General features: G+C 41.3%; 23 protein-coding genes and 2 pseudogenes. 6 read left to right on the top strand and 19 right to left on the bottom strand.

Features of this window, described 5'->3' with window-relative positions; genetic code table 11:
- The 17 genes from ACT3TU_RS09125 to ACT3TU_RS09045 all read right to left on the bottom strand — a co-directional run.
- Positions 1–920: NAD(P)-dependent oxidoreductase (locus ACT3TU_RS09125; RefSeq protein WP_444784298.1), on the bottom strand; the 920-nt coding region annotated here is incomplete at its 3' end.
- Between the two features lie 553 nt (positions 921–1,473).
- On the bottom strand, positions 1,474–2,136 hold the full coding sequence (locus ACT3TU_RS09120; protein ID WP_443562316.1) for a type II toxin-antitoxin system HipA family toxin: 663 nt from the start codon (positions 2,134–2,136) through the stop codon (positions 1,474–1,476).
- Between the two features lie 4 nt (positions 2,137–2,140).
- Positions 2,141–2,452: a helix-turn-helix domain-containing protein gene (locus ACT3TU_RS09115; protein WP_443562314.1), complete on the bottom strand. Its 312-nt coding sequence runs from the start codon at positions 2,450–2,452 to the stop codon at positions 2,141–2,143.
- A gap of 71 nt (positions 2,453–2,523) precedes the next feature.
- Positions 2,524–2,946, bottom strand: coding sequence for a phosphatase PAP2 family protein (locus tag ACT3TU_RS09110; protein ID WP_443562312.1), 423 nt, complete (start codon positions 2,944–2,946; stop codon positions 2,524–2,526).
- A gap of 251 nt (positions 2,947–3,197) precedes the next feature.
- Positions 3,198–3,389 (bottom strand): hypothetical protein, encoded by a 192-nt coding sequence (locus ACT3TU_RS09105; RefSeq protein ID WP_443562311.1) that lies wholly within the window; start codon positions 3,387–3,389, stop codon positions 3,198–3,200.
- Between the two features lie 415 nt (positions 3,390–3,804).
- Positions 3,805–5,169, bottom strand: coding sequence for an MFS transporter (locus ACT3TU_RS09100; protein ID WP_443562309.1), 1,365 nt, complete (start codon positions 5,167–5,169; stop codon positions 3,805–3,807).
- A 296-nt stretch (positions 5,170–5,465) separates the two neighbouring features.
- On the bottom strand, positions 5,466–6,248 hold the full coding sequence (pcaD, locus tag ACT3TU_RS09095) for a 3-oxoadipate enol-lactonase (protein ID WP_443562307.1): 783 nt from the start codon (positions 6,246–6,248) through the stop codon (positions 5,466–5,468).
- A gap of 54 nt (positions 6,249–6,302) precedes the next feature.
- On the bottom strand, positions 6,303–7,541 hold the full coding sequence (gene pcaF / locus ACT3TU_RS09090; protein WP_443562306.1) for a 3-oxoadipyl-CoA thiolase: 1,239 nt from the start codon (positions 7,539–7,541) through the stop codon (positions 6,303–6,305).
- A gap of 34 nt (positions 7,542–7,575) precedes the next feature.
- On the bottom strand, positions 7,576–8,226 hold the full coding sequence (locus ACT3TU_RS09085; protein ID WP_443575276.1) for a 3-oxoacid CoA-transferase subunit B: 651 nt from the start codon (positions 8,224–8,226) through the stop codon (positions 7,576–7,578).
- A gap of 26 nt (positions 8,227–8,252) precedes the next feature.
- Positions 8,253–8,945, bottom strand: coding sequence for a 3-oxoacid CoA-transferase subunit A (locus ACT3TU_RS09080; RefSeq protein ID WP_443575277.1), 693 nt, complete (start codon positions 8,943–8,945; stop codon positions 8,253–8,255).
- A gap of 112 nt (positions 8,946–9,057) precedes the next feature.
- The gene (gene benE / locus ACT3TU_RS09075; protein WP_443575278.1) at positions 9,058–10,287 is read right to left on the bottom strand and encodes a benzoate/H(+) symporter BenE; all 1,230 of its coding nucleotides are present in this window, start codon (positions 10,285–10,287) and stop codon (positions 9,058–9,060) included.
- Positions 10,288–10,364: 77 nt separating this feature from the next.
- A complete protein-coding gene (locus tag ACT3TU_RS09070; RefSeq protein ID WP_443575279.1) occupies positions 10,365–11,144 on the bottom strand; it encodes a 1,6-dihydroxycyclohexa-2,4-diene-1-carboxylate dehydrogenase in 780 nt (259 codons plus the stop codon).
- 60 nt (positions 11,145–11,204) lie between these two features.
- Positions 11,205–12,221 carry a benzoate 1,2-dioxygenase electron transfer component BenC gene (gene benC / locus ACT3TU_RS09065; protein ID WP_443575280.1) on the bottom strand — a complete coding sequence of 339 codons (1,017 nt, stop codon included), beginning with the start codon at positions 12,219–12,221 and terminating at the stop codon, positions 11,205–11,207.
- Between the two features lie 51 nt (positions 12,222–12,272).
- Complete coding sequence (gene benB / locus ACT3TU_RS09060; RefSeq protein WP_444784297.1) at positions 12,273–12,770, bottom strand: benzoate 1,2-dioxygenase small subunit; 498 nt, start codon at positions 12,768–12,770, stop codon at positions 12,273–12,275.
- Between the two features lie 57 nt (positions 12,771–12,827).
- Positions 12,828–14,213, bottom strand: a complete 1,386-nt coding sequence (gene benA / locus ACT3TU_RS09055) for a benzoate 1,2-dioxygenase large subunit (protein ID WP_443575282.1) — start codon at positions 14,211–14,213, stop codon at positions 12,828–12,830.
- Positions 14,214–14,311: 98 nt separating this feature from the next.
- Positions 14,312–14,602: a muconolactone Delta-isomerase gene (gene catC / locus ACT3TU_RS09050; RefSeq protein WP_443562291.1), complete on the bottom strand. Its 291-nt coding sequence runs from the start codon at positions 14,600–14,602 to the stop codon at positions 14,312–14,314.
- Positions 14,603–14,654: 52 nt separating this feature from the next.
- A complete protein-coding gene (locus ACT3TU_RS09045) occupies positions 14,655–15,827 on the bottom strand; it encodes a muconate/chloromuconate family cycloisomerase (protein ID WP_443562289.1) in 1,173 nt (390 codons plus the stop codon).
- A gap of 186 nt (positions 15,828–16,013) precedes the next feature.
- Between ACT3TU_RS09045 and ACT3TU_RS09040 the strand changes: the two genes are divergently transcribed.
- Both ACT3TU_RS09040 and ACT3TU_RS09035 read left to right on the top strand, forming a co-directional pair.
- Positions 16,014–16,931, top strand: coding sequence for a LysR substrate-binding domain-containing protein (locus ACT3TU_RS09040; RefSeq protein ID WP_443562287.1), 918 nt, complete (start codon positions 16,014–16,016; stop codon positions 16,929–16,931).
- Positions 16,932–17,585: 654 nt separating this feature from the next.
- Positions 17,586–17,855, top strand: coding sequence for a hypothetical protein (locus ACT3TU_RS09035; RefSeq protein ID WP_443562285.1), 270 nt, complete (start codon positions 17,586–17,588; stop codon positions 17,853–17,855).
- 4 nt (positions 17,856–17,859) lie between these two features.
- Here ACT3TU_RS09035 and ACT3TU_RS09030 read toward each other — a convergent pair whose 3' ends face one another.
- Positions 17,860–18,612 carry an IS5 family transposase gene (locus tag ACT3TU_RS09030; protein ID WP_443562284.1) on the bottom strand — a complete coding sequence of 251 codons (753 nt, stop codon included), beginning with the start codon at positions 18,610–18,612 and terminating at the stop codon, positions 17,860–17,862.
- Between the two features lie 432 nt (positions 18,613–19,044).
- Between ACT3TU_RS09030 and catA the strand changes: the two genes are divergently transcribed.
- The 3 genes from catA (at position 19,045) to ACT3TU_RS09015 (ending at position 22,957) form a co-directional block, all read left to right on the top strand.
- Complete coding sequence (gene catA / locus ACT3TU_RS09025; RefSeq protein ID WP_443562282.1) at positions 19,045–19,992, top strand: catechol 1,2-dioxygenase; 948 nt, start codon at positions 19,045–19,047, stop codon at positions 19,990–19,992.
- Between the two features lie 122 nt (positions 19,993–20,114).
- Positions 20,115–21,371 carry a GTPase gene (locus tag ACT3TU_RS09020; protein WP_443562280.1) on the top strand — a complete coding sequence of 419 codons (1,257 nt, stop codon included), beginning with the start codon at positions 20,115–20,117 and terminating at the stop codon, positions 21,369–21,371.
- Positions 21,371–22,957, top strand: coding sequence for a GTPase (locus tag ACT3TU_RS09015; RefSeq protein ID WP_443562278.1), 1,587 nt, complete (start codon positions 21,371–21,373; stop codon positions 22,955–22,957). The genes ACT3TU_RS09020 and ACT3TU_RS09015 overlap by 1 nt, the downstream gene beginning before the upstream one ends.
- 155 nt (positions 22,958–23,112) lie before the next feature.
- On the opposite strand, the pseudogene ACT3TU_RS09010 reads toward ACT3TU_RS09015, so the two are convergent.
- Positions 23,113–23,304: pseudogene (locus ACT3TU_RS09010) on the bottom strand (integrase core domain-containing protein); the annotation flags it as partial.
- 67 nt (positions 23,305–23,371) lie between these two features.
- Here ACT3TU_RS09010 and ACT3TU_RS09005 point away from each other — a divergent pair.
- Positions 23,372–24,044: pseudogene (locus ACT3TU_RS09005) on the top strand (transposase); the annotation flags it as partial.

Here is a 24,044-nt window from a genome sequence, read left to right as displayed (position 1 = left end):
CATTTAACAATATTTTCAAAAGTAATTTTGGCTCTTCTTACCATCGCTTCTTCTGTTGCAAATCCAATATGCGGAAGTAGGACGACATTCGGCGCATCTAGAATTGGGTAATCTGCAGGAATTGGCGGCTCTATATCTACTCTATCTAAACCTGCGCCAGCGATAGTCCCATTGCGCAGTGCTTCTGCTAATGCATCATTATCAACAATCGGGCCCACAGCCGTGTTGATTAAAAATGAACTGGCTTTCATCAATTCAAGCTTATCTTTATCAATTAAGTGTTTAGTTTCATCCGTCAGTGGCGTATGAATAGTAACAATATCACTGCTCTTTAAGACTTCATCTAACGATTTATATTCTACCCCTTTACTTATCAAGGCTGGCTTTTCACTTCGGTTATAAGCGATGACTTTACAGCCGAAAGCTAATCCTAATTCAGCGACGGCACCACCTATGTCGCCAGTCCCTAAGACTCCCAAAGTCTTGCCTTTTAAATCACTCTGTCTGTAACCATTCTTTGTACCTCCGTCTCTAACGATTGTCTCTAAAGGTACAATATTACGTAGCAGTGAAATGATTAGCCCAAAAGTGATTTCTGCGACAGAATTGGTACTGTAACCCGCAGCGTTTGAAACTTTAATTCCCTTTTCTTTACACTTTTCTAAATCAATATGATTATAGCCGGTGAAGGCGACTGAAATATATTTTAATTTTTCTGCAGTGTCGATCACTTCACCACTCAGTGGTGTATTAGCGAGCACTAAAATCTCTGCATCTTTGATCCTTATCTTAAGGGTCTCATCATCTAACTTGCCATCGTTATATACCACTAATTTATGGCCATTATCCGTTAAAGATTTTGATATTACATTTAACTCTTCATCACTAATTCCTAGCGACTCTAAGATTACAATTTCCATTTTTTATCTGTCCTTGATCTTTTATAGTTACCTTGAATGTTACTGTTAAATTATTAGCTAAGGGTATCATTATTCAGGCATGCTCTCATATGACCATTGCTAATGACGTTACTAATAGGTATGGCTGATACCGTTTTGGTTATAGAACTCAGTAAGGCTATATGCTTAGCGTTACAGTAACGGCCCTTAAGTTAGCCCAAACCTCGATATTAAGCAAGCCACCTGAGTATTGCTACAATTAGTAAGGATGAGCTAAATATAGCACTACATATTGAAGTGAAATTGTTTGCTATTATTAAAAACAGGCTTAAACAGTAAAACATCATGCAGTTGTGTAATGACAAGTGATGCAGGAAGATGTAACGTAAGTCAATTCGGGGGCTGTAGTGGATTGAGGTAATGCGAGGTTATGTCTAAATACAATGATTGGTGCGCCCACCACGCAACGACTCAGGTTGTTAAATCCTTTGTTAGCAAGGGTTAGGGGAGAGAGGTAATTTATTTTTAACAACAAATTTAACAACTTGTATAACACTATCAATTTGTCATCCGCTCAATCTAAGCATAAAAGCGCTTCTAATAAACAAACGCTTTTATGCTTAGATTGAGCAGGGAACTTGATAAGCCAAGACGTCGCAGATGGGTTCTTACTTGCTGCATCAGTGGTAATAAAGTCACTTGATTCATCGTATAACACCAGCGCTTTTGGTCTAGCGCCTTGTGGGGAGCCACCAATAACGATAAGCTCGGCTAATATGTCACTGTCTTGACCTGATAAAATGGTTTGATTGGCCGCCGCAAGCTTGGCTAAAGTCAGCTCACTCATGTCAATGACATTAGCAGATAAGTCATGCTGAGGCTCGAAACTAAGTGCCCCCATCGCAGAGTCGCCAATATAAGCTAAGCGATCTAAAACATTGACTGGCGCAGTATTAGAGCTTGTTCTTCGAAAGAACCTATCCATGAGTAGCATGCTCCAACCATCAGGCAAGCTATCAGACAAAAGGCCGCATAGATAATGACTTGACGCATGACTGCCATAATAGGGCGCCGCGCGTAATGGCATCTCTATGGGTGATAGCTCAAGCCCATCTGCTAGCCAGGCTGCATCATAGCCAAATACAGGGCGACGTGCATCCATCGTCAGTTGACCAATAAGGCGCTTTGCATCAAAGCCTCGATAGTAAACATTGACAACAGATATTGGTTGATACATAGAGCTACTTACCGCTTTTGTTGGAGGCGCGCAAACGTGGATTTTGCTTGGCGATAATATCTTCGATACTTGTCGGTGTGATATCAAATAACTCGGCAAAATGATTAATCATGCCAAGTGCGATAGCGAGCCGAATCAGGTTGTCTAGCGTACCGCCATGACCCGCCTCAATACGAGCAACCGTACTGACTCCGATACCTGCTTTTTCTGCTAAAGCGGCTTGTGTTAGGTTTAGTACTAATCGCTGCGTTTTTAGGCGTTCGCCCAAAATATCTGCAATCTCGCTTGGCGTATAGAAATCGAATCTTATATTCATATCAATTACTAACCAATCAAATTAGATGTTTTATGGGTTATAATATCATTTAATGCATCGAATATGAACGATTAAAAAAAACCTTCATAAATAGTTGATTTTTTAAATAGCAAGCTGGCAAGCGCACAAGCTATCGTCAATGACAGCAGCATTGATACCAGTGTATGACTAAAAAAGTGATCGCCAAACATCATTTTATATAGACCCATCGTCCAGCCTAAAACAGTCACTACTTCAACTATCCTATAGCGATATTTGTGCAGACTAGGTAAAAACGCTAAGCCACATAAAGAAAAGCCTGCGCTGGCATGGGCGGCTGGGAAGCATTTGGCATCGGTTTTAGCAATTATATTTTGCCAAAGGTTTAGATAGGGTAAGTCCTCGCCGAAGAGCGTTAAATGATTGGGGCAACTGACATGAGTAATCCCTTTTAATAGCGCAATAGTAGAAGGTACTACGATGAGAATAATCAGTAGACCTCTTGCATAAGTCATTGCTAGCCCTCGTAACTCCGTCAGTGGAAGTCAATGAACTGGTACTTTTGCAAGAGGTCTAATATAAAAAGAGCGCCCTTGAGCGCTCTTTTTAATTGTTCTGGATGTTTATAGCAGGTCCTGTCTATAAGACTACTGTGATACAGTATCCTTTGCAGGCAGTGCATAAGCGATTACTGAGTCGCCAGTCTTAGTCCCTGTATAGCGATGTCCACCAGCCACTACAACCAGATATTGACGACCGTCACGACCTAAATAGGTAGCAGGTGTAGACTGAACGCTCGCTGGCAGACGCGCACGCTATATCTCATTACCATTAGCAAGATCGTAGCCACGCACATAATAATCGACCGTTCTGGATAAAATGCGACGCCGCCTGCGGTAATGATGGGTCCGCCGATACCTGGCACGCCAGTTTTAAACGGTAGAGGGACGGGTACCATATCGCGTACAGTACCATTAACGCGGCGATAAACATTAAGTCAACGCCCTGAACTTAACCCCAAGGTGGCTGCTGACATGGTAAACTGAACCGCCCACCAGAATTCAAATTATCACCCTAAGGTATTAATAAATAAAGGGTTTACTGATTTGGTTGATAAAAATACTGTATATGATTAAAGTGATAGAGTAAAATGATGTTTTCTTAAAGTATATAAACAGATTACGAGCTTGAATTTAACTATAGCTTACTATTCGATAAATTCAAAAATCTGAGAAAATGGTGTGATCTTTACCTACTACAGTCCCTAAATATATCATCGATATTTAAAAAGCGTACCCACATCGTGAATACGCTAAAAGCTATAATAATTATAAAATAAGAATATCTGAATGAAAATAGAGTTTAAGTCATATTTAGGTTGTTATAGATGTATCTAAAGTAACTGGTTTCACGTTGCTCTTTTTACTATCTACTGCTGCATTCAAATTTACAAGGAAAATAGCAGTGGCTGCAATTATTCCTGGTATGGCGATAAACAAAAAGTTTGTCTGATGGCTTAGTTCAAGTGTAAGTAGCGCACCAGTTAGAATAGGTCCTACAATAGCACCAATGCGACCGATGCCAGATGCCCAACCCATTGCTGTCGTACGTACAGCTGTAGGGTAGTATTGAGCAACAAAAGTATAAAGTAAAATCTGAGAACCAATAGTAGTAGCGCCTGCAATCGCGATAAGGGTGTATAGCACTACCTGGGGACTATTATAACCAAGCAATATCAACGCTACGGCGCCTAAAGCAAACATAGTAGCCAAGACGGGTTTAAGATGAAACTTATCAGCCAGTACGCCGCCGCCGATAGCACCCACCATACCACCAATATTGAGCGCAAATAAGAACAGCATGCTAGCGCCTAGTGAATAACCCGCTTGAATCATTAGTTTTGGCAACCAACTGGCAAGTGCGTATACCATCAGTAGGCACATGAAGAAAGCGACCCAAAACATAATAGTAGTGAAAGCTCTATTTTTCAGAAACAGAGCTTTAATTGGTGCGTCATCGCCTTTAGTTGGCTCATCTAACAATAGACCGGTAGAAGTGGTAATCGTTGCTTGTGGCGCCAGTTTTTGAACGATGACTTTGGCTTCCTTATCTCGCTTCTCTTTTACCAAATACATCAAAGATTCAGGCAGCATCTTCCAAATTATTGGCAGGAGTAGCATTGGGATACCAGCGATATAAAACATAATCTCCCATCCATAATCTACAACCAAAAACGAGCCCAGTAACGCGGATGCCATGCCACCAATAGCATAGCCACTGAACATTACAGCCACTAAGGTACTGCGAATGCGTTTTGGCGCATATTCGGAGGTTAGGGCCACACAGATTGGCATCACGCCACCGATACCTAAGCCTGCAATAAAGCGCAAGGCGGCAAATTGCATTGGACCACTAGCAAAAGCACCAGAAAATGTAAAGCTACTGAACAAGCCAACACAAATCATGATAGTTTTTTTACGTCCAATCTTGTCTGAGAGAGTCCCAAAAATCATGGCGCCAAACATCATGCCAAAAAGTGCAGCACTGGCAAGAAATCCTGCTTGTACAGCAGTTAACGACCATTCTTCCATGAGTAGCGGTAGTGCCACACCATAAATAATAAGATCATAGCCATCAAAGATAATAATCAATAAGCACCAGAACAATACTTTCCAGTGAAAAGGGGCAAATTTGGCTTCATCAATAACTTTATTGATGTTTAATGTGGGTGAGTCCATTCGTTTTTCTCCATGGGTAATATCCCTATAAGTCTTTATTAAGTTATTGTTTTCTCTCAAGTAAGTCAAAAACTATCTAAGTATTGATTCATACTTACAAGGTATATGGTTTTGATGAAAACTTACAAAAAGCAGTGATATGTGATAAAACACAGATAAGAAAAGCATCTCTATATCTAAAAGATATAGAGATGCTTTTCTTAAGTTGAATGAAAGATTCAAATTTTGGGTTATTAGACTATTTTTTCATGGCTAAACAATCTGGTGATGTTGCCTAGTCCTGTTGAACAATAATTTTATTGATCATGCATATATTGTTTGATTAGTTTGTTGAACTCTTCAGGCTGCTCAATATTTGAGATATGGGAAGCGTTGATAGTAGTGAGAGTAGCATTAGGGGTATGCTCTACTATATATTGACCATCAGCAACCGTTGTCACTGGATCCTCAGTGCCAGCAAGTACTGTGACAGGCACGCGGATGTTTTTTAATTGCTCGCGAGTATCAGCGACAGACAACGCTTCGCAGCAGCTGGCATAGCCTTCGCTACTGCCAGCTGCAAGAGCGCTAGACAAGACGGCGACTACATCAGGATAATCATTGATAAAACCTGCCGTGAACCAACGAACCGCTGCTGTCGAGGCGATAGGCTCTAATCCTTTCTCACGTACCAATTGCGCTCGCTCACGCCATGCGGCTTCCACTCCAATCTTGGCTGCGGTATTGCATAGCATTAAGTGATGGAAGCGGTCAGGATAGTTGATAGCTAACCATTGACCAGTCAAACCACCCATAGAGATGCCACAAAAAAACGCTTCATCTATACTTAAATGATCAAGCAAATCAATCACATCTTGCCCAAGCTGCTCCAAACTATAAGGACCTTTTGGTGTGGAGGACTTACCATGACCACGGGTGTCGTAGCAGATAATAAAATAATCATTCAGCAAGGCATCGATTTGTGGCTGCCACATATTATAGCTGGTACCCAAAGAGTTGGAAAATATTAGAGCGGGGTTGTTGCTATCACCAAAAGTGGCATAGTTCAGAGCAATTTCTTGGTTATCAAATATAGGCATGCTGATCTTCCTTATTTATAAGTAGAAAGTTAAAGGCGTATATAGTTATGAGTACTATGCTTGATAATCAATCCGTTCAATAATCATTGCAATACCTTGTCCAACACCAATACACATCGAGCAAATTGCATAACGCTTTTCATTATGTTCAAGTTGATTAAGTGCCGTTAAGATTAATCGCGCTCCTGAAGCACCAAGTGGATGACCAAGCGCAATCGCACCGCCATTCGGATTGACACGCTCGCTATCATCAGCCAATCCTAAATCACGTGTACAAGCCAACGCTTGAGCTGCAAAAGCCTCATTTAGTTCAATAACATCCATCTCATCGAGTGATAACCCAGCTTGTTTAAGCAGTTTTTTAATGGCAGGTGCAGGTGCAAAACCCATAATACGTGGTTCAACCCCAACTGTTGTCGCTGCTACAATTCGGGCACGAGGTTTAAGGTTGAAGGCTTTAACCGCTTGCTCTGACGCCACTAAAAAAGCCGCTGCTCCATCATTGATGCCTGATGCATTACCAGCAGTGACAGTACCGTTTTCTTTGACGATGGCACGCAATTTGGTTAACTTCTCGAGCGTAGTATCAGCGCGAGGGTGCTCGTCGGTATCGACGATAACAGCCGCGCCTTTACGTTGTGGAATGATGACTGGGGTAATCTCATCTTTGAAAAATCCTGACTCTTGGGCTACAGCAGTCCGTTGTTGGCTACGTAGCGCAAGTGCATCTTGGTCAGCACGATTGACATTGAATTGCTCTGCGACATTTTCAGCGGTTTGTGGCATCGTTTCCGTACCATATAACGCATCAAGCTTTGGGTTGATAAAGCGCCAGCCCATAGTCGTGTCTTCAAGTTTGTGTGTACGGTCAAACGGTTTTTCTGATTTGCCCATTACAAATGGCGCACGGCTCATACTCTCAACACCACCTGCGATAATGAGATTAGCTTCACCAGCCTTTATAGCACGCGCGGCGATGGCTAACGCATCCATTGATGAGCCGCACAAGCGGTTAACAGTCGTTGCAGGTACTTGATAAGGTAGACCTGCTAGCAAGGACGACATACGCCCGACGTTGCGATTGTCTTCGCCACTTTGGTTAGCGCAGCCATAGATGACGTCATCGATTTGTACCCAGTCGACATTGGAGTTACGTTCTATTAACGCTTTGATTGGGATAGCACCTAAATCATCAGCACGGACTGGTGCTAAATCGCCACCGTAGCGTCCAAAAGGGGTGCGAATGGCATCGATAATATAGGCGTTGTTTAAACCAGTAGTTGAAGTAGTCATGGTGATTATCCTGAGTTTTAATTAAGAGATGCTCTTATTTAGTAGCGTCGACTAACGTCGCGCCAGTCAATGCTTGTAGATCCTCAAAGCTTATACCATCGACCATCTCAGTGACTACTAAGCCCTTATCAGTGACATCGATGACACATAGGTCAGTATAAATTCGATCAACGCAGTTTTTGCCAGTCACAGGGTAGGTAAGCTCGCTAACGATTTTAGGGTCGCCAGTCTTGGTCGTGTGGTTGGTCATCACAAAGACTTTTTTGGCGCCGACGGCTAAGTCCATAGCACCGCCAACAGCAGGTATTGCATCCTCTGCCCCAGTACTCCAGTTGGCTAAATCGCCATTGGTAGCCACTTGAAACGCGCCTAATACACAAATATCGATATGACCACCGCGCATCATGGCAAAAGAGTCGCCATGATGAAAGAAGCTACCGCCATCTAGCATGGTGACGTATTCTTTTCCAGCATTAATCAGTTCAGGGTCTTCTTCACCTTTAGTAGGTGGTGGTCCAAAAGCCAAGAGACCATTCTCTGAATGTAAAAATACATCTTGATCATCAGGTAAGTATTGGGCAATTTTGGTGGGTAAGCCGATGCCTAAATTGACGTAGGCACCATCTGGAATATCTTGTGCAGCACGCTCAGCGATTTGTTCACGGGTTAGTAAGGTATGACTCATGATGATGCTCCTTGTAATTTGCAGTATTAAGCCGTGGCGGTCGTTGCAGTACTAGCAGGCTGAATTTGTACAACATGCTGCACAAAGATACCCGGAGTAATAATGTGCTCAGGATCAAGCGCGCTAAGCTCAACCGTCTCAGAGACTTGAGCAATAGTCACATCAGCTGCCATGGCCATAATAGGACCAAAATTACGTGCCGATTTTCGATAAACTAAATTGCCCCAGCGATCTCCTTTATCTGCTTTAATTAAGGCAAAATCAGCTTTGATAGGATATTCTAAGACGTAGTCTTTACCATCTATAATACGAGTCTCTTTGCCTTCTGCGAGTAAAGTGCCAAAACCTGTTGGTGTGTATACTGCACCGAGCCCCATACCTGCTGCTTGAATACGGCAGGCCAAATTACCCTGTGGTACCAGTTCAAGCTCGATTTCGCCAGCATGATAAAGTTTATCAAAAACCCAAGAGTCGGACTGACGTGGAAAAGAACAGATAATTTTTCGCACAGCACCTGTTTCAAGTAGTTTGGCAAGACCATAATCACCATTTCCTGCGTTGTTATTAATGATAATCAAGTTTTTAATGCCCAAGTTAATCAGGCCATCGATGAGTTCAGCTGGTTGCCCTGCTGTACCGAAGCCACCAATCATAATAGTGGAGCCATCTTTAATTTGACTGAGTGCGTCAGAGATGCTTTTATCAGCTTTATTAATCATGGTTGTGTCCTATAAAAAGTCATATAATGTAGTGTCTTTAAGATTGATAAGCTGTGTACAAGTTGAATCATTCCTTTGACACTACTTAAGTTTTGTCATAAGAGGGTGACTCTTAATGTGCTTCATTGTTAGAGGCCGTTAATGAGTCCGATGATGTAGGTAGTAGACGCTTTTTGGTCAGAATATGATGAGCAATCATGCCGATAAGAATGCCCCAAAAAACAGAGCTTAATCCCAAAAAGCTCATACCCGATGCTGTCGCCAAAAATGTAATCAATGCAGAGTCTTTTTGACTATCGTCTTTCATAGCGAGCGTAATATTGGCAGAGATGGCACCAATTAAGGCCAAACCAGCCAATGCCGCGACCAACTCTTTTGGTAGAAGGCTAAATATCATTACAATACTTCCTGCAAATAAACCACCAAATAAATAAAAGATGCCATTGGCGACGCCTGCGATATAACGTTTTTCTTTTAACTCATGAGAGTCCTTACCAGTGCAAAGCGCTGCAGTAATGGCGGCAAGTACGATGGTAATACCACCAACACAAGCGACTGCTAACGATGAGAGACTGGATATGGCGACAATAGGCTTGGCTGGCGTGTCATAGCCACTTAAATTTAAAATAGCCATCCCCGGTAAAAACTGCCCAGTTAAGCTGACAAGAATTAGTGGTATAGCGAGGTTAAATGTTGAGTTCCACGACCATTCAGGTGTTATGAATGTAGGTATAGTAATCGCTAGATCAAAATCGATAGGGTTCATTTTGCCAAGTAAGATGCTTAAGATGACGCCGCACATTAGGACCCAAATCATCGTATAGCGCGGTGATAAGCGTTTAGCGAATAGGTAGCAAGCCAACATACTAAAAACAATGAATGGCATGGTATCAGTGGCTTTAAATAACTCTAACCCGAACTGAAATAAAATTCCTGCCATCATGCCAGCGGCAATACCGTTAGGAATCCATTTTAAGATTTTATCGAAGTATCCTGTTGCTCCAATGATAAATATGACAATAGCCGAGATAATATAACCAGCAATGGCTTCATTGATAGTCATCTGCGGAAATAGCGTGACTAGTAGAGCAGTGCCAGGCGCTGACCACGCAGTTATCACGGGTGTTTTATATTTGATAGATAAGTATATACCAGGAATGGCCGCACCGATTGAGACACCCCAAATCCAAGATGCCATCATGGCATCTGACACTTGCGCAGCTTGTGCGGCCTGAAAAAAGATAATTAAAGGCCCAGCATAAGATATAAGGACCGCTAAAAATCCTGCAACTGATGCAGAGAGCGACCAGTCGTTTTTTAGGGTTCGGATGACAGAGGCCATATTGCTTCCTTGCAAATCAGCATTTATCACAGAGTGACAAATTAAAGTTTACTCTTGTTATTGACGCATTATTGCGATTATCCTTCGTCGCCACCACCTACAGGAATCGTGCTACCAGTGATATAAGAAGATTCGTCTGACGCCAAAAAAGCGATAGCGTTCACTTGCTCATTGATCGTGCCATAGCGCTTCATAAAGGTGCGATCGATGGTTTGATCTACTACGGCATCCATCCAACTTTTTTCATCAGCTGTTAAAGGCTGAGTATTACGAGGAATTTTTCTAGGTGGCGCTTCAGTGCCACCGGTGGCAACTGCATTGACACGGATTCCATCGTTTGCATATTCAAAGGCAAGTGACGCTGTCATAGCATTGACGCCGCCTTTAGCCGTTGAGTAAGGGATACGGTTGATGCCGCGAGTGGCAATAGAAGACACATTAACAATGGTGCCTGACTGCTGTTCAACCATCGTTGACAATACCGCATGGCAAGACCATAAGGTTGGAAATAATGAGCGGCTGATTTCCTTTTGAATCTCTTCTTCAGAAAAGTTAATAAAAGGTTTCATCCATATCGCACCGCCGACGTTATTGACTAAAACATCAATTCGCCCGTACGTGTCGAGTGCTTTTTCAACAGCCTTCTTGGCACCCTGATACGTTTCAAGATCAACTTGGATGGCGGTGGCATCTCCGCCATTGGCGGTAATTTTAGCTAATACCTCTTCTACGAGTGGTGAGAAATCTACCATGACGATTTTACCGCCCTCACTTGCTAGACGTAAGGCAACACCACGCCCGATACCCTGGGCGGCGCCCGTAATGATACATACCTTATTATCAAATCTTTTATTCATGACGGTTTCCTAAAAATAATGCTCATCGTTTTACGCGGCAGTAATAAGTTTTAATCTAGATTACTTTTCACTTGGTGTAAATTTTTCATAGTAAAAATTACTCGGTTTTAAATTGCTGCTATCTAACCAATTACTTACCGCATCTACCATCGCTAGCGGACCACATAAATAAACATCGACATCACCATCGTTCAACCACTCATTGTCAACATGACCTGTGACATAACCTTTACGTTCATGATGGCTGTCATCACTTGCGACACAGGTACGGTAGTCAAACCAAGGGTGGTTCTGTTTTGCCTCTTCCAGTTTTTCGACTTCTATAAGATCAAAATCGTTGGTGACGCCGTAAACCATTCTGACGGGATGATGAGCACCAGACACTTCTAAGCTTTTTAGCATTGAGAGAAAAGGTGCAATACCGGTGCCACCTGCTAGAAATAGCGTTGGGCGGACAAGAGGGCGTAGATAAAAGCTACCAAATGGACCTTCAAAACCAATCTCTTGACCTATGGTCGCAGTATCAGATAAAAAAGTACTCATTTTACCGTTAGGTATATTACGTACTACAAACTCTGCATGCTTAGCGCTTGGCACTGAGCTAAACGAATAAGAGCGTGTTTCATCAGTATCAGGAATACGAATATTGACGTATTGACCCGGAAGAAATACCAAAGCATCTGAGTTGTCGACTTCGACACCAAAATGAATGGTAGATTCTGACAAGACGTTGAGCTGTTGTAGCTTACCTTTAAATGTTGACTTACCAACCTTACATGCTTCAGAAGAACTTGGTACCTTGATCACGCAGTCGCTTTCAGGAATCATCTGACAGGTAAGAACATAACCTTCAGCGGCTTCAACCTCTGTTAGTGCATCTTCGATATACATATCAGGATGCATGTCATAGCTGCCAGATTCACAATGGCAACGGCAAGTACCACAAGCACCATCTAGACAATCCACAGGAATATTAAACTTTTGACGATATGCGGCTTCGGCGACCGTTTCGTCGGCTTCACATTTGATAAAGCCTGTGATGCCGTCTTCGAACTGTAGAGCAATATTATATTCCATGAGAAATATCCCTTTTCAACACGTGGTGACTAATTAATGAATAAATAATGTTTAGACGTGATAGACGTCCATGATTTGATGAACATAGTCGTCTTTTAAGACCACATACTTATCCAAAATTTTTGGCTGGTCTGGAGTCATGTCTATTTTGTACTGAGAGTAACCCCAATAGGTATTGGTCTCGTGATAGCGAAAGGATTTGTTGATCCAGTTAAAACGTACCGTCACAATACCGTCGTTGTCTTCAATTAATTCAATATTCGATAAATTGTGCGTGGTACGAGTATCAGGAATGGTCGCTGATGAGCGTTCAGTCTCGATGCGGAAAATGCGATCTTCAAGACCACGGCGATCCGGATAGTAAATCAGCGAAATTTCTCGTTGTGGATCAGTGATTAATTGTCCATCATCATCCCAACTTGGCATCCAAAAAGGGCAGTCTTCATCATAATAAGTGAGCCATTCTTCCCATTTTTTTTCATCCAATAAACGCGCTTCACGGTATAGAAACTGTCTAATGTTTTCAATATTAACAGTTACATTTTTCATGATTGATATCCTTGTTTTTTGTCAGTTCTACAATAAATAGAGATTAATAATAAATTATTAGTCTCTATTAGCTCCGTGTAGCTGCTGCTCTTGTTCTAGAGCTTTTTTCATCTCTTCATGCCAGTAGCGATGCTGAACGGTATATAGCCCTTCGTCTTCAGTTTTGACACCACTCATTAAAGGTTTGAGGTCAATAGCGGCAGCGCCTTCATCTGCACCTTGAATCCAGTGCTCAGAGCCTCGGCACATATCGTTCCATTCGAGTTTGATGCCGTTATAGCCTTCTTGGCACGAGCGAAACTCTTCTAAGTCATCAGGTGTCGCCATACCAGTAACGTTAAAAAAGTCTTCATACTGACGAATACGTCGCGCACGAGACTCATCGCTTTCACCTTTTGGTGCGATACACCAAATGCTGACTTCAGTTTTGTCAACGGCGATAGGGCGTAACATACGAATTTGTGAGCTGAACTGATCCATGATATAGACGTTTGGATATAGACATAAGTTACGTGAACGCCCAATCATCCAGTCCGCCATGGCTTCACCGTAGTTGGCAACATAATCATCGCGATAGGCATAGTTTGGACGATCTTGTGGGTTTTCCCACTGTGTCCATAGCAACATATGACCATTTTCAAAAGAGTAGAAACCACCGCCTTGTCGACCCCATTTACCAGCGTTCATGGCTTTGATATTATCTTCTTTGACAGCTTCAGTTTCTTTACGGCGCGCGGTAGTTGCAGCATAGTTCCAATGGACGGCTGAAACATGATAGCCATCAGCACCGTTTTCGGCTTGTAGTTTCCAGTTGCCATCAAAGGTATAGGTTGAGGTGCCGCGTAGAACTTCTAAGCCCTCTGGTGACTGATTCACAATCATGTCAATAATTTTGGTTGAGCCACCAAGCCAGTCTTCGATTGATTGAACGTCATCATTTAGGCTGGCAAAGATAAAGCCTTTATAATTAGCCATCTTCACTTGCTTTAGGTCGTGTGAGCCTTCTTTATTGAAGCATTCTGGATAGCCTGCATGTCTTGGGTCTTTAACTTTCAGCAACTTGCCTGAGTTGTTAAAGGTCCAACCATGAAACGGGCAAGTGTAAGTAGCTTTATTTCCCTTTTTGTGACGGCATAACTGCGCGCCGCGGTGGGAGCAAGAGTTGATCATGCAATGCAGCTCGCCTTCTTTATTGCGGGCAAGAATAATGGGCTGACGACCAATGTAGGAGGTGTAATAGTCGTTGTTATCAGGAACTTGAGATTCATGAGCCAAATACACCCAATTGTTCTCAAAGATGTACTTCATCTCAAGCTCGAACAGCTCTTCGTTGGTGAAGGCGCTACGATGCAGACGATAAATCCCTTTTTCGCTGTTTTCTTCTAAAAAATCATCAATATTTATGTCTGATCCTTCAGGTACTAGATTGATACGCTGGCTCATGGCTGCCTTCCTTGTATAGTAACGGTGTTAAATGAGATTCGGTGTTACGCTTGATCTTGCTCAATAGGTTGTTAAATCTTAAAAGTAAATTTATGACTCTAGCTGTCATCACTACGAACAGATGATGGATGACGTAATAATGGTGTGACCTCAACGTCCATGTACGGATAGAGTGGCAGCGACATCATGATGCTATGTAGCTCTTCATTACTCTCTACATCAAAGATACTGAAGTTAGAATACTGACCTGCTATGCGCCAAATATGACGCCATTTACCTTGCTCTTGCAGCTTTTGTGATAATGCTTTTTCTGTTGCTTTAAGCTCGTTGACCTTATCGGCATCCATATCTGTTGGGATTAAGACATCCATTTTGACGTGGTATAACATAATTATTTCCTTATATTTTTGATGACTAATAACGAGTAGTTTGGTTTAGCACTTAAAGCGCTTCAGTTTGAACTTCATTAACAAGTGACGATTTTGAATAATTAGGTAATGTCGTGAGTGCTTGTTTGGCGTAGTGATAAACTTTATCGCTATCTACTTCGATGCCAAGGCCAGCGCCCGTAGGTATATTTAATCCAAAATTTTGATAATCAAGTGGCTGTACTAAGACATCTTCGGTCAATAATAATGGCCCAAAAAGCTCAGTATCAAAGTTTAAACTAGGATAAGTGGAGAACACATGAGCAGAGGCCGCCGTGCCGATAGGGCCTTCTAGCATGGTGCCACCATACAGCTCTATACCTGCTAGATGTGCCATTTTCCCAATAAGACAAGCTGCTTTTAGTCCGCCTGCTTGATTAATTTTTACCGCAAACACGTCGGCACAATGAGCGGACGCTAAATGAAAGGCATTTTGAGGATCTTGGACAATCTCATCGGCCATAATGGCAACATCAAAACGGTCAGTTAAACGTTTTAGCGCTGCTTTATTGCGCATTGAGACCGGCTGTTCTATCAAGTCGATACCGCCCGCTTGTAGTAAGCTAATACCTTTCATCGCCTCAAGCTCTGTCCATGCTTGGTTAATGTCAACCGTAATGCGGCAATCAGGTAGTGCTTGTTTAATTGCCAATACATGGGCAACGTCATCAACAATAGAGTTGCTACCAATTTTTAATTTGAAAATACGATGGTGCTTTTGCTTAATCATGCGCTTAGCTTCTGCGATATCTGTTGCTGTATCGCCGCTGGCAAGCGTCCAAGCCACTTCGATACGATCGCGGACACGGCCACCGATCAGCTCACTTACTGGTAGATTTAGGCGTTTGCCTTCGATGTCGAGTAGGGCAGTTTCAATCGCGCATTTTGCAAAGCGATTACCATTGATATGAATATTGAGCAGCTGCATGGCTTTTGCTGCGCTCGTTGGTTGTTCTTTTAATAAAAGAGGAGTGAAGTAGTTATCAATATTGGTTTTGATACTACGAGGGCTTTCTTCTGCGTAGCTTAGACCGCCAATCGTGGTTGCTTCGCCCCAACCTTCATAGCCATCTTCTGTTTGAATGTGTACCAATACTAAAACTTGTTCGTTCATAACGGTACAAGCGAGCTTATGAGCTCTTATAGTAGGTATCGGTACCAATAAAGTGTTAATTGAACGAATCATGACAGTCCCTATCGAATAAATGATGCTTTCTTATGCTTAATAAGAACTATAGATGCTGAATAACGACATGTCTAAGACCTATTTAGTTTTTTATTGATACCTTTTAGGTATTTTGATAATCGATACGCACTATGTTATGTTCTTTAGGTATCGATAACCTCGCAGTCACTTAAGGAATAATATTCAATGGAATTGAGACATTTACGCTACTTTGTGGCGGTGGCAGAGGAAAAGAGTTTTAATAAGGCAGCAGAGCGTTTGTTTATTTCACAACCTCCACTAAGCCGTCAGATAAGACAATTAGAAGAAGAGATAAATGTCACATTAATTGATAGAGACAATCGTCCGTTAAAACTTACCGAAGCTGGCGAATTTTTTTATGATCATGCTATTCAGATACTTGCAAAGTCTGAAAAATTAAAAGCTATGACAATGCGGAAGGCCAATTCTGATAACTCAATATCTATAGGTTTTGTGTCCTCAATACTCTATGGCATTTTGCCGAAAATTATTGCCCATTTTCGTACATTCTACCCAAACCTAGAAATTAAACTCCAAGAGCTTAACTCTTGGCAGCAAACGCAAGGACTAGTAGATGGTAAAATAGATGTAGGATTTGGAAGGTTATTATTTGAAGATGCTTCTATCAGAAGAATGGTTCTTAGACAAGAGAGTTTGGTTGTTGCAGTTCCTATAAACCACACCTTTATAAAGGAAGGTCGTACTAGTATTAATCTGATAGATTTAACCAGTGAAAGTTTGTTTTTGTATCCAACATCGCCACGGCCTAGCTTTATTGATTATGTGTTGGAGTTGTTTGAAGCTCGTAACTTGAAAGTCAAATATTTTACTGAAGTACGTGAGCTGCATGTTGCATTAGGGTTGGTAGCAGCTGGCGAGGGGTTGACTATTGTTCCAAAAACGCTTGAGCATTTGCGGGATCAGGAAGTAAGTTATCTTCCATTTGAAGATGGGTTATTAACCTCGCCGATTGTGATGAGTGTCAGGCATTTTGACAAATCAGAGCTATTAAAAACATTATTGGACGTGACTTATCAAGTCTATGATGAACGAGGATTTGATTATAAGCGTGAAGAGATTTGACAAGCTTCTAATACTATTAGCAGTACTTTCAAACCCCGATATTAACAGCGTCACCTAAGTAAACTATCAAACCCCAATATTAACCACGCCACCTGAGTACTTATCAAAAATTAAAAATGCTGTCAAGTTACATCAGACGGCGCTTAACAGCAATTTTTTATGCTAGGTTGTGTTGAATACATGTTTCTTTGTTCTACTGAAATTGATAATATCATACCCCAAAAATCGCTGATATTGTCACCTAAGCAGTAGAGTTCGCCTAATCTATAATTATAGACAAAAGTAAATTATTTTGTCGTTTATTACATAATTGCACCTATAGTCCTCTTAAAATCACCCTTAATATTAAACGCCTCGCCTAAGTAAAGTATTGAGTAGGAAAGATGCAGCGTTGAATGGTAGTTCTGACAGCCGAGGCACTCAAGAAATTGCAAAAAAATTACTATCACACTCTAAGCTTTTAAATCAATTTACTTGATTTTTTCTTAATAGTAAAATGAGGGCATTAGCAATAGTGTCATAAACAAAGAGATGTTGGTTATGCCAAATAAAAATATTAATTTACATGAGATTAAAGCTGAAGAGCAACGATATATTATCAGTATGCTACCGACTCAGCTATCAATAAAGGGAATACCTGAAAGCAAGGGCTAGGTGAAGCAGATCATAAAAAGGTTCTCTAAGATACCTAAAAAAAAGCAAGCTCAAATTGCAGATGTTTTTGATGGTTTAGCTACTACACAGGAAAAAGGTAGCATTACTAAAGAAGATATAAAACTTGTAGAGGATGAGTCGCTCAGTCACCCTTATGAGTCTTTATTGCGTTTTTTTGGCGCTGAGACCGCTAACAATTTACTTGAATATATCAAAGTCATAGACTTATGTTTAAGCCAACCACTCAATGATCAGCTTAGGGCGTGTTGAACATTCATAATTTCAACCAGAGATAAGCACAAGCAAGAGCCACCGTATTTTCATAACTTTGCTTGAGCTTATCAAATCTTGTGGCAACTGCTCTATAGTTTTCTAGTTTAGCGAAAGTGTTTTCTACTAAGTGGCGGACTTTGTACAAGTCCCAATCCATATGGCCGTTAGAGGACTTCGTGTTTCGTTTTCGAGGGATATTATCACGCGTCCCTGCTTGTTTAATATGCGCCCGCAGTGCCTCAGAATCATAACCCTTATCGGCGCATACGGTCACTGTTGCGCTCAAATCTATGTTATCAATTAAGTCTGGTGCTATCTTCACATCATGAGTGGTGCCATCTGATAAGATAAAAGTGATGGGGTTACCATGAGCATCAACGGCTAAATGAATCTTGCTCGCACGTCCTGCCACACTTTTGCTAATACCTTGTAGGTTCTCATTACCACCACTGCTATGCTGATGCGCTTTAATATGAGTACCATCGATAAACACCCATTCGAGGTCTGAATCTTTGATTAATAAAGCGAACAGTGCAATCAACTTATTACTGCGAAACCGGCGTTGATAGGCTTTGTAGATAGTATTAGGCTTACCAAAATACTCGGGTAAGTCACGCCAAGGGCAACCAACGCGCATTCGATAAAAGGTGCCTTCAACGGTTTGTCTTAGATTTCCTTTGTCATAAATATTCAGTTCTAGTAAGATAGGTATGAGGCAAGTCCAGTGTTCATCTTTGAGCATGGTACGAAGCATAGCGAACGTGATCTTTTGGTGTGAGAACTTAAAGATTAGACGTTCGCTATTTCTTTTGCCAACACTTTATCGCCAATGTTCAACACGCCCTAATGTCGTAAAATGCATATGCTTTCTTGCTACTCATACTTTGTTTTTTAATATTCTTCATTACTTAAGCTCGAAAGTCTGCTGATTAAGTCATCATATTTTAAAACTACTGCACCACATTTATAAAGCTGTAATATACTTTTAAGGTATAGTTATATACTTATAATATGTTAGCCAAGCGCTACAATATGGTTTAAATTAGGTTTAAAGTATAGACCGATAGATTTGGCTTAAAGTTTAGTCAAGGTTTTGCTTGTAAAAAACTATTAATACTTGTTTTAAGTTTAATAGCGTCTTTTTATAAAGTGTATATGTCACTTTGACAAATATAGGGAAATATTCATGGAAATCAAATCTGTAAAAATATTTGATAGCAAGGACGTACAAAATTTTTTGGTATTAGTGAGCGGACTTGAACAAGACGGCGGCAGCCCCCGTGTTAAGCAAATTTTACACCGCATTGTGTCTGATCTATTCAAAACTATTGAAGATCTAGACATCACGTCGGATGAATACTGGCAAGCAATTGGGTATCTCAACACATTAGGTCAAAGCAATGAAGCGGGTCTTTTATCACCCGGTTTGGGCTTTGATCATTTCTTAGATATGCGTATGGACGCCCAAGATGCGGCATTGGGAATTGATAATCTAACGCCACGCACTATCGAAGGACCTTTATATGTGGCAGGCGCGCCAGAATCAGTTGGTTATGCCCGCATGGATGATGGTAGCGATACTAATGGTACACCCCTAATTCTACATGGCACCGTATATAGTGCAGAAAATAAGCCTGTTCCCAATGCTAAAGTCGAAATTTGGCATTCTAATACCAAAGGATTTTATTCGCATTTTGACCCAACTGGTGAACAACAACCGTTTAATATGCGGCGTACCGTAATTACCGATGCCAACGGTCAGTATAAAGTCCGTACCATTATCCCTGCAGGTTATGGTTGTCCACCTGAGGGTCCAACACAGCAGCTTTTAAACCAACTCGGCCGTCATGGTAACCGTCCTGCTCATATTCACTATTTTGTCACGGCGCCTGATCATCGTAAACTAACCACTCAAATTAACGTCGCAGGCGACCCTTACACCTATGATGACTTTGCCTATGCCACCCGTGAAGGCTTGGTTGTCGAAGCCATTGAGTATACTAGTCCGGAAGATTTAAAAGCTTTTGATATGGAAAGTCCGTTTGCTGAAATGATATTTGATATTCATTTAAGCCCATTGGTTAATGGGGTAGATAACCAAGTGGTTGATAAAAGACCCCGTCTCCAGGGTTAAGCAGCCATCTATTATTGGAAGCTGGACTATTGTAATCAGACCATTTATCAATATTGGTCTGATTTTTTTAAATAAGTATCAAAAAATGTAGTGAAAAAAGCTATAATGAGGACGTTGTCGCCATGACTTTGCAACCGTTTGACTCGCTTTGCCGCACAATTTTAACCATTATTCCCGAATATACTGAGCAACTAGCACGCTTTCGAGCAATTACGCTCGCGGGCGATATTCCGACGGTCACTGTCGTAGGTAAGTACAATCATGGAAAAAGCCGTCTATTAAATGAACTGATGGGCGAAGATAAATTTGCAGTGGCAGATAAGAGAGAAACTACGACTTTAAACAACTATATTCGGAATCAGGTACGGTGGCTTGATGCTCCTGGGCTTGATGCCGATGTCAATTACAACGATGATCAGTGTGCGCAATTGGCGGTTTGGCAGCAATCAGACATTCGTTTATTTGTGCACTCATTAAGAGAAGGCGAACTTGACGCTCAAGAAGTTGTATTGTTAGCAGCGTTACAAGCTGATGAACATAAAACTCGCCGACAAACGATTGTTGTTTTTACTCAAATCGACCAACTGGGAAATGAAGAGATTTTGCATCAAATTACTGAGCGATTAAAGCAACAAGGCACACTTGATAATGCCTTATATGTGTCTGCTCAGCGCCATCGACAAGGCATTGAAAAAAATAAAACTTTATTAGTTGAAAAAAGTGGTATTTCCCAGCTAAAGCAACGATTAACCGAAGCTTTGACAAAAGTCGCTGATGTGCGTGCTTTTGAAAAGACTTCTATTTGTCAGGAGCTTAAATCCCACTTAAAACTATTACAATATAATACCCAACAACAGATTAAAGAGTTAAGCCAATATCTAACCGACCAACGCTATGATTTTGAGCAAGATTTATTCAAAGTCTTAAATAAAGTACAAGATGATTTACGTCCAATTATGCAGGTGGTCGGTAAAGATGCATCGTTAGAAGTCGATTCCTTTGCGACCAAATATCAACTTACCGCTGGGAAGAAAGAGCGAAATCGCATTCAAGTTGCTTATTCAAGGGCATGTATTGACATTAACAGCCATCTGATTCGCTATGGTGTGGTCGGTTTGCCTGAAAGTCAAAAAACTAATGTACGCAGCATAGATACTGTGTTGGTAGCGGTGTTAGGTGTATCGGTGAAGCTGCGACGAGAGTTAAACCTGATTTTTTTTCAAGAGGCCGGACGACAACGGCTAAAACGGGAGTTTTGTAATTATTTTGAAGTATCACAAGAACGTATGGCGAATAAACAACACATTGATAAGCTTAACGCTAACCTAGCCCATATTAAGGCCGCATTGATAGCTGTCAGCGACTTGGAGAATATGTGATGTCGGACATACCAATCATACCATCCGCTCTTGACCAGTTTATTACCGCCTCAAAGCAGTTAAATGGCAGTTCAGTAAACAATTTAGACAACTTAACCAGTCAATTAGCTGAATTGCAAACTTGGCAACAGCAACTGCTAGCTGACCTTCGCCGCAATAGACTGGACGCTTCGCCATTTAGCCCGCAAGGCAATATTACCGAGAAAATTAATGAATTTAATCAATGGTTTGAAGAGAGTGCTTTAACCCGCCAAACATCTTATCAAGCCTTGATAACTGCCCAAGACTTGGGTGAGCAGTTAGACAGTAAAGTGATATTCTTAGTGTTTGGGAAGTTTAATGCAGGTAAAAGTTCACTATGTAATCTGTTGGCTGATTGTTTTTATCAGGCACAGCAAAGTGTGCAATATTTTTATATCCAAGACGGTGATATCATTTTGACTGACGCTATCTTTCAAGAAGGGGCAACCGAGACCACGGCACGCTTACAAGGTGTGTACTTGGGCGAGCAATTAGTGTTACTAGACACGCCAGGGCTGCATTCACTCACTGCTATCAATGCCGCCTTAACCGAGCGATTTATGGAAAGTGCCGACGGGGTCTTGTGGCTGAGTAGTTCGTCATCACCTGGTCAGGTGCATGAGCTGGACACATTATCCCAAGAGTTGCACCGCCAAAAGCCACTTTTACCAATCATTACTCGTAGCGATTATCTAGAAGAAGATGTAAAGGATGGGGAAATTTGCCATGTACTTTGCAATAAATCCCCTTCACAACGTCAGTTACAAGAACAAGATGTCCAAACTCGTGCTATACGAAAACTTGAGATGATGGCAGTTGATACCACCCTGTTGAAACCAACCGTATCAATATCAGCACATATGGCAAAATACCAAAACTGCTCTGCTAAAGCCATGGAGGATGCAGGTATTGATAGGCTATTATTAGCCTTGTTGGATTTGATTAAACCTGCTATTAATTATAAACAACGTAAACCTGCTGAGATTTTTTTACATTATTTACAAGAGCAAGTCTTTGACCCATTACAAGAGGGACTTGAAAATCGCGTATCGATACTTAATAAATCACTCACTAAAGAACTCGACAATTTAGAAAGCTATAAAGCGACTATGATTGAACAAGTATGGCGAACAATATTGCCGAGAATACCTGATTTAATGGATAGTTATCACCCCTTATATAATGTCGATAACCTACTAAGCGATATAGCTTACCAAACCCAAGAACAACTACAAACTCAAATAAACGAGACTTTAACTAACTCACAGGTTTGCCTTGATAATTGGCATACCCTGCGACTAATTAATCCAGTCGTCTATCAAAATGATGAAGGAAACTCTAATTTGCCCCTTGCGAACGAAGTACAATTGTATAAGAATATCTGCGATAGTTTGGTAGTGTTGTTACAGCAAACACTTGATAATGTTATTAAAGAATATCATGCACAAATACAAACATTACTAAGTAATGTTAATAGACTGCAAGCTATTGAAGCAGACTATCGAAATCGTTTAATATCGCTTTCTATTGACATTAGGAGGAAAAACAACATTTACAAGCAATAATAAGAATAACTGTCCCCTAAAATAACACACATCAAAAGTAAAACTTCTTATAAAGTACCTATAGGAAGTTTTGATTTAAGCTGACAAAACCGGACACCGAAACTTATTAGACTGAACGGTAATCCTCCCAAACTTAAGACCCCTAATAAATAGAATTAAACTGCCTGATTTGGTTTCTTAATCGGTGTAAAGCCGCCATTGCCCATATTTGGGCGTTCATAATTATAATGATATAGCCAATGCTCGGCCTGCTGCCGAACTTGATCTAATCTGGTAAACAGCTCTTGGTTCAGCCAATCATAACGCACCATTTTGTTATAACGCTCAACATAAGCATTTTGCTGCGGCTTGAGCTATGCTGAAGAAACCGTAGAGATAAACTTGGTAAACTAAGCGTATTAATCGGAGTTTATCATGACCAATAAAGTAAGAACCTACAGTGACGAATTTAAAGCAGAAGCTGTCAAGAAGATATCAGACAATAATGGCAATATCTCGGCTACCGCAAAGCAGCTTGGCATTGCCATGCAAACGCTATCAAATTGGCATAACAAAGCCAATCAAGGCAAGCTTGTCGGCACAGAGCAATATGATCCTGATCTTATGAGTGCTCTTCAAGAAATAAAGCAGCTCAAGCGGCAGCTTAAAGTGGCTGAAGAGGAGCGCGAGATCTTAAATGAGGAGGGATAAAGCGAAGCACTGCTTCGCCCCGACGCAAGATGAGAGCTATGCTCGAATGAGGCGACGGCGTACTTTGTCAAGCACAGTTAGTGAAGTACGCCTTTATTAAAGACAATCAGCAGATATTTAGCATCACCACTATGTGCCGTGTGTTAAGGGTTAAGCCCTCAAGCTATTACGACTGGATTAGTCGTGACATCAGTGACCAGCAGATACATCGCAACCAGTCTGAATTACTGGTTAAAGCGGCTCAGAGTGAAACGAAAGAACGTTATGACGTAGATCGACTGCATGCTCATCTAAGCGAGCAAGGCCACAACATTAGCCTGTATATGGTAAGAAGCATCAAAGAGCAACACGGCATTAAATGTCGTCGTCATAAGCGCTTTAAAGTGACCACCGACTC

Source organism: Psychrobacter sp. AOP3-A1-26 (assembly GCF_052378235.1).
Taxonomy (GTDB): Bacteria; Pseudomonadota; Gammaproteobacteria; order Pseudomonadales; family Moraxellaceae; genus Psychrobacter.
The sequence above is the reverse complement of the archived record's forward strand: the minus strand, read 5'-3'. Positions and strand labels throughout refer to the sequence as shown.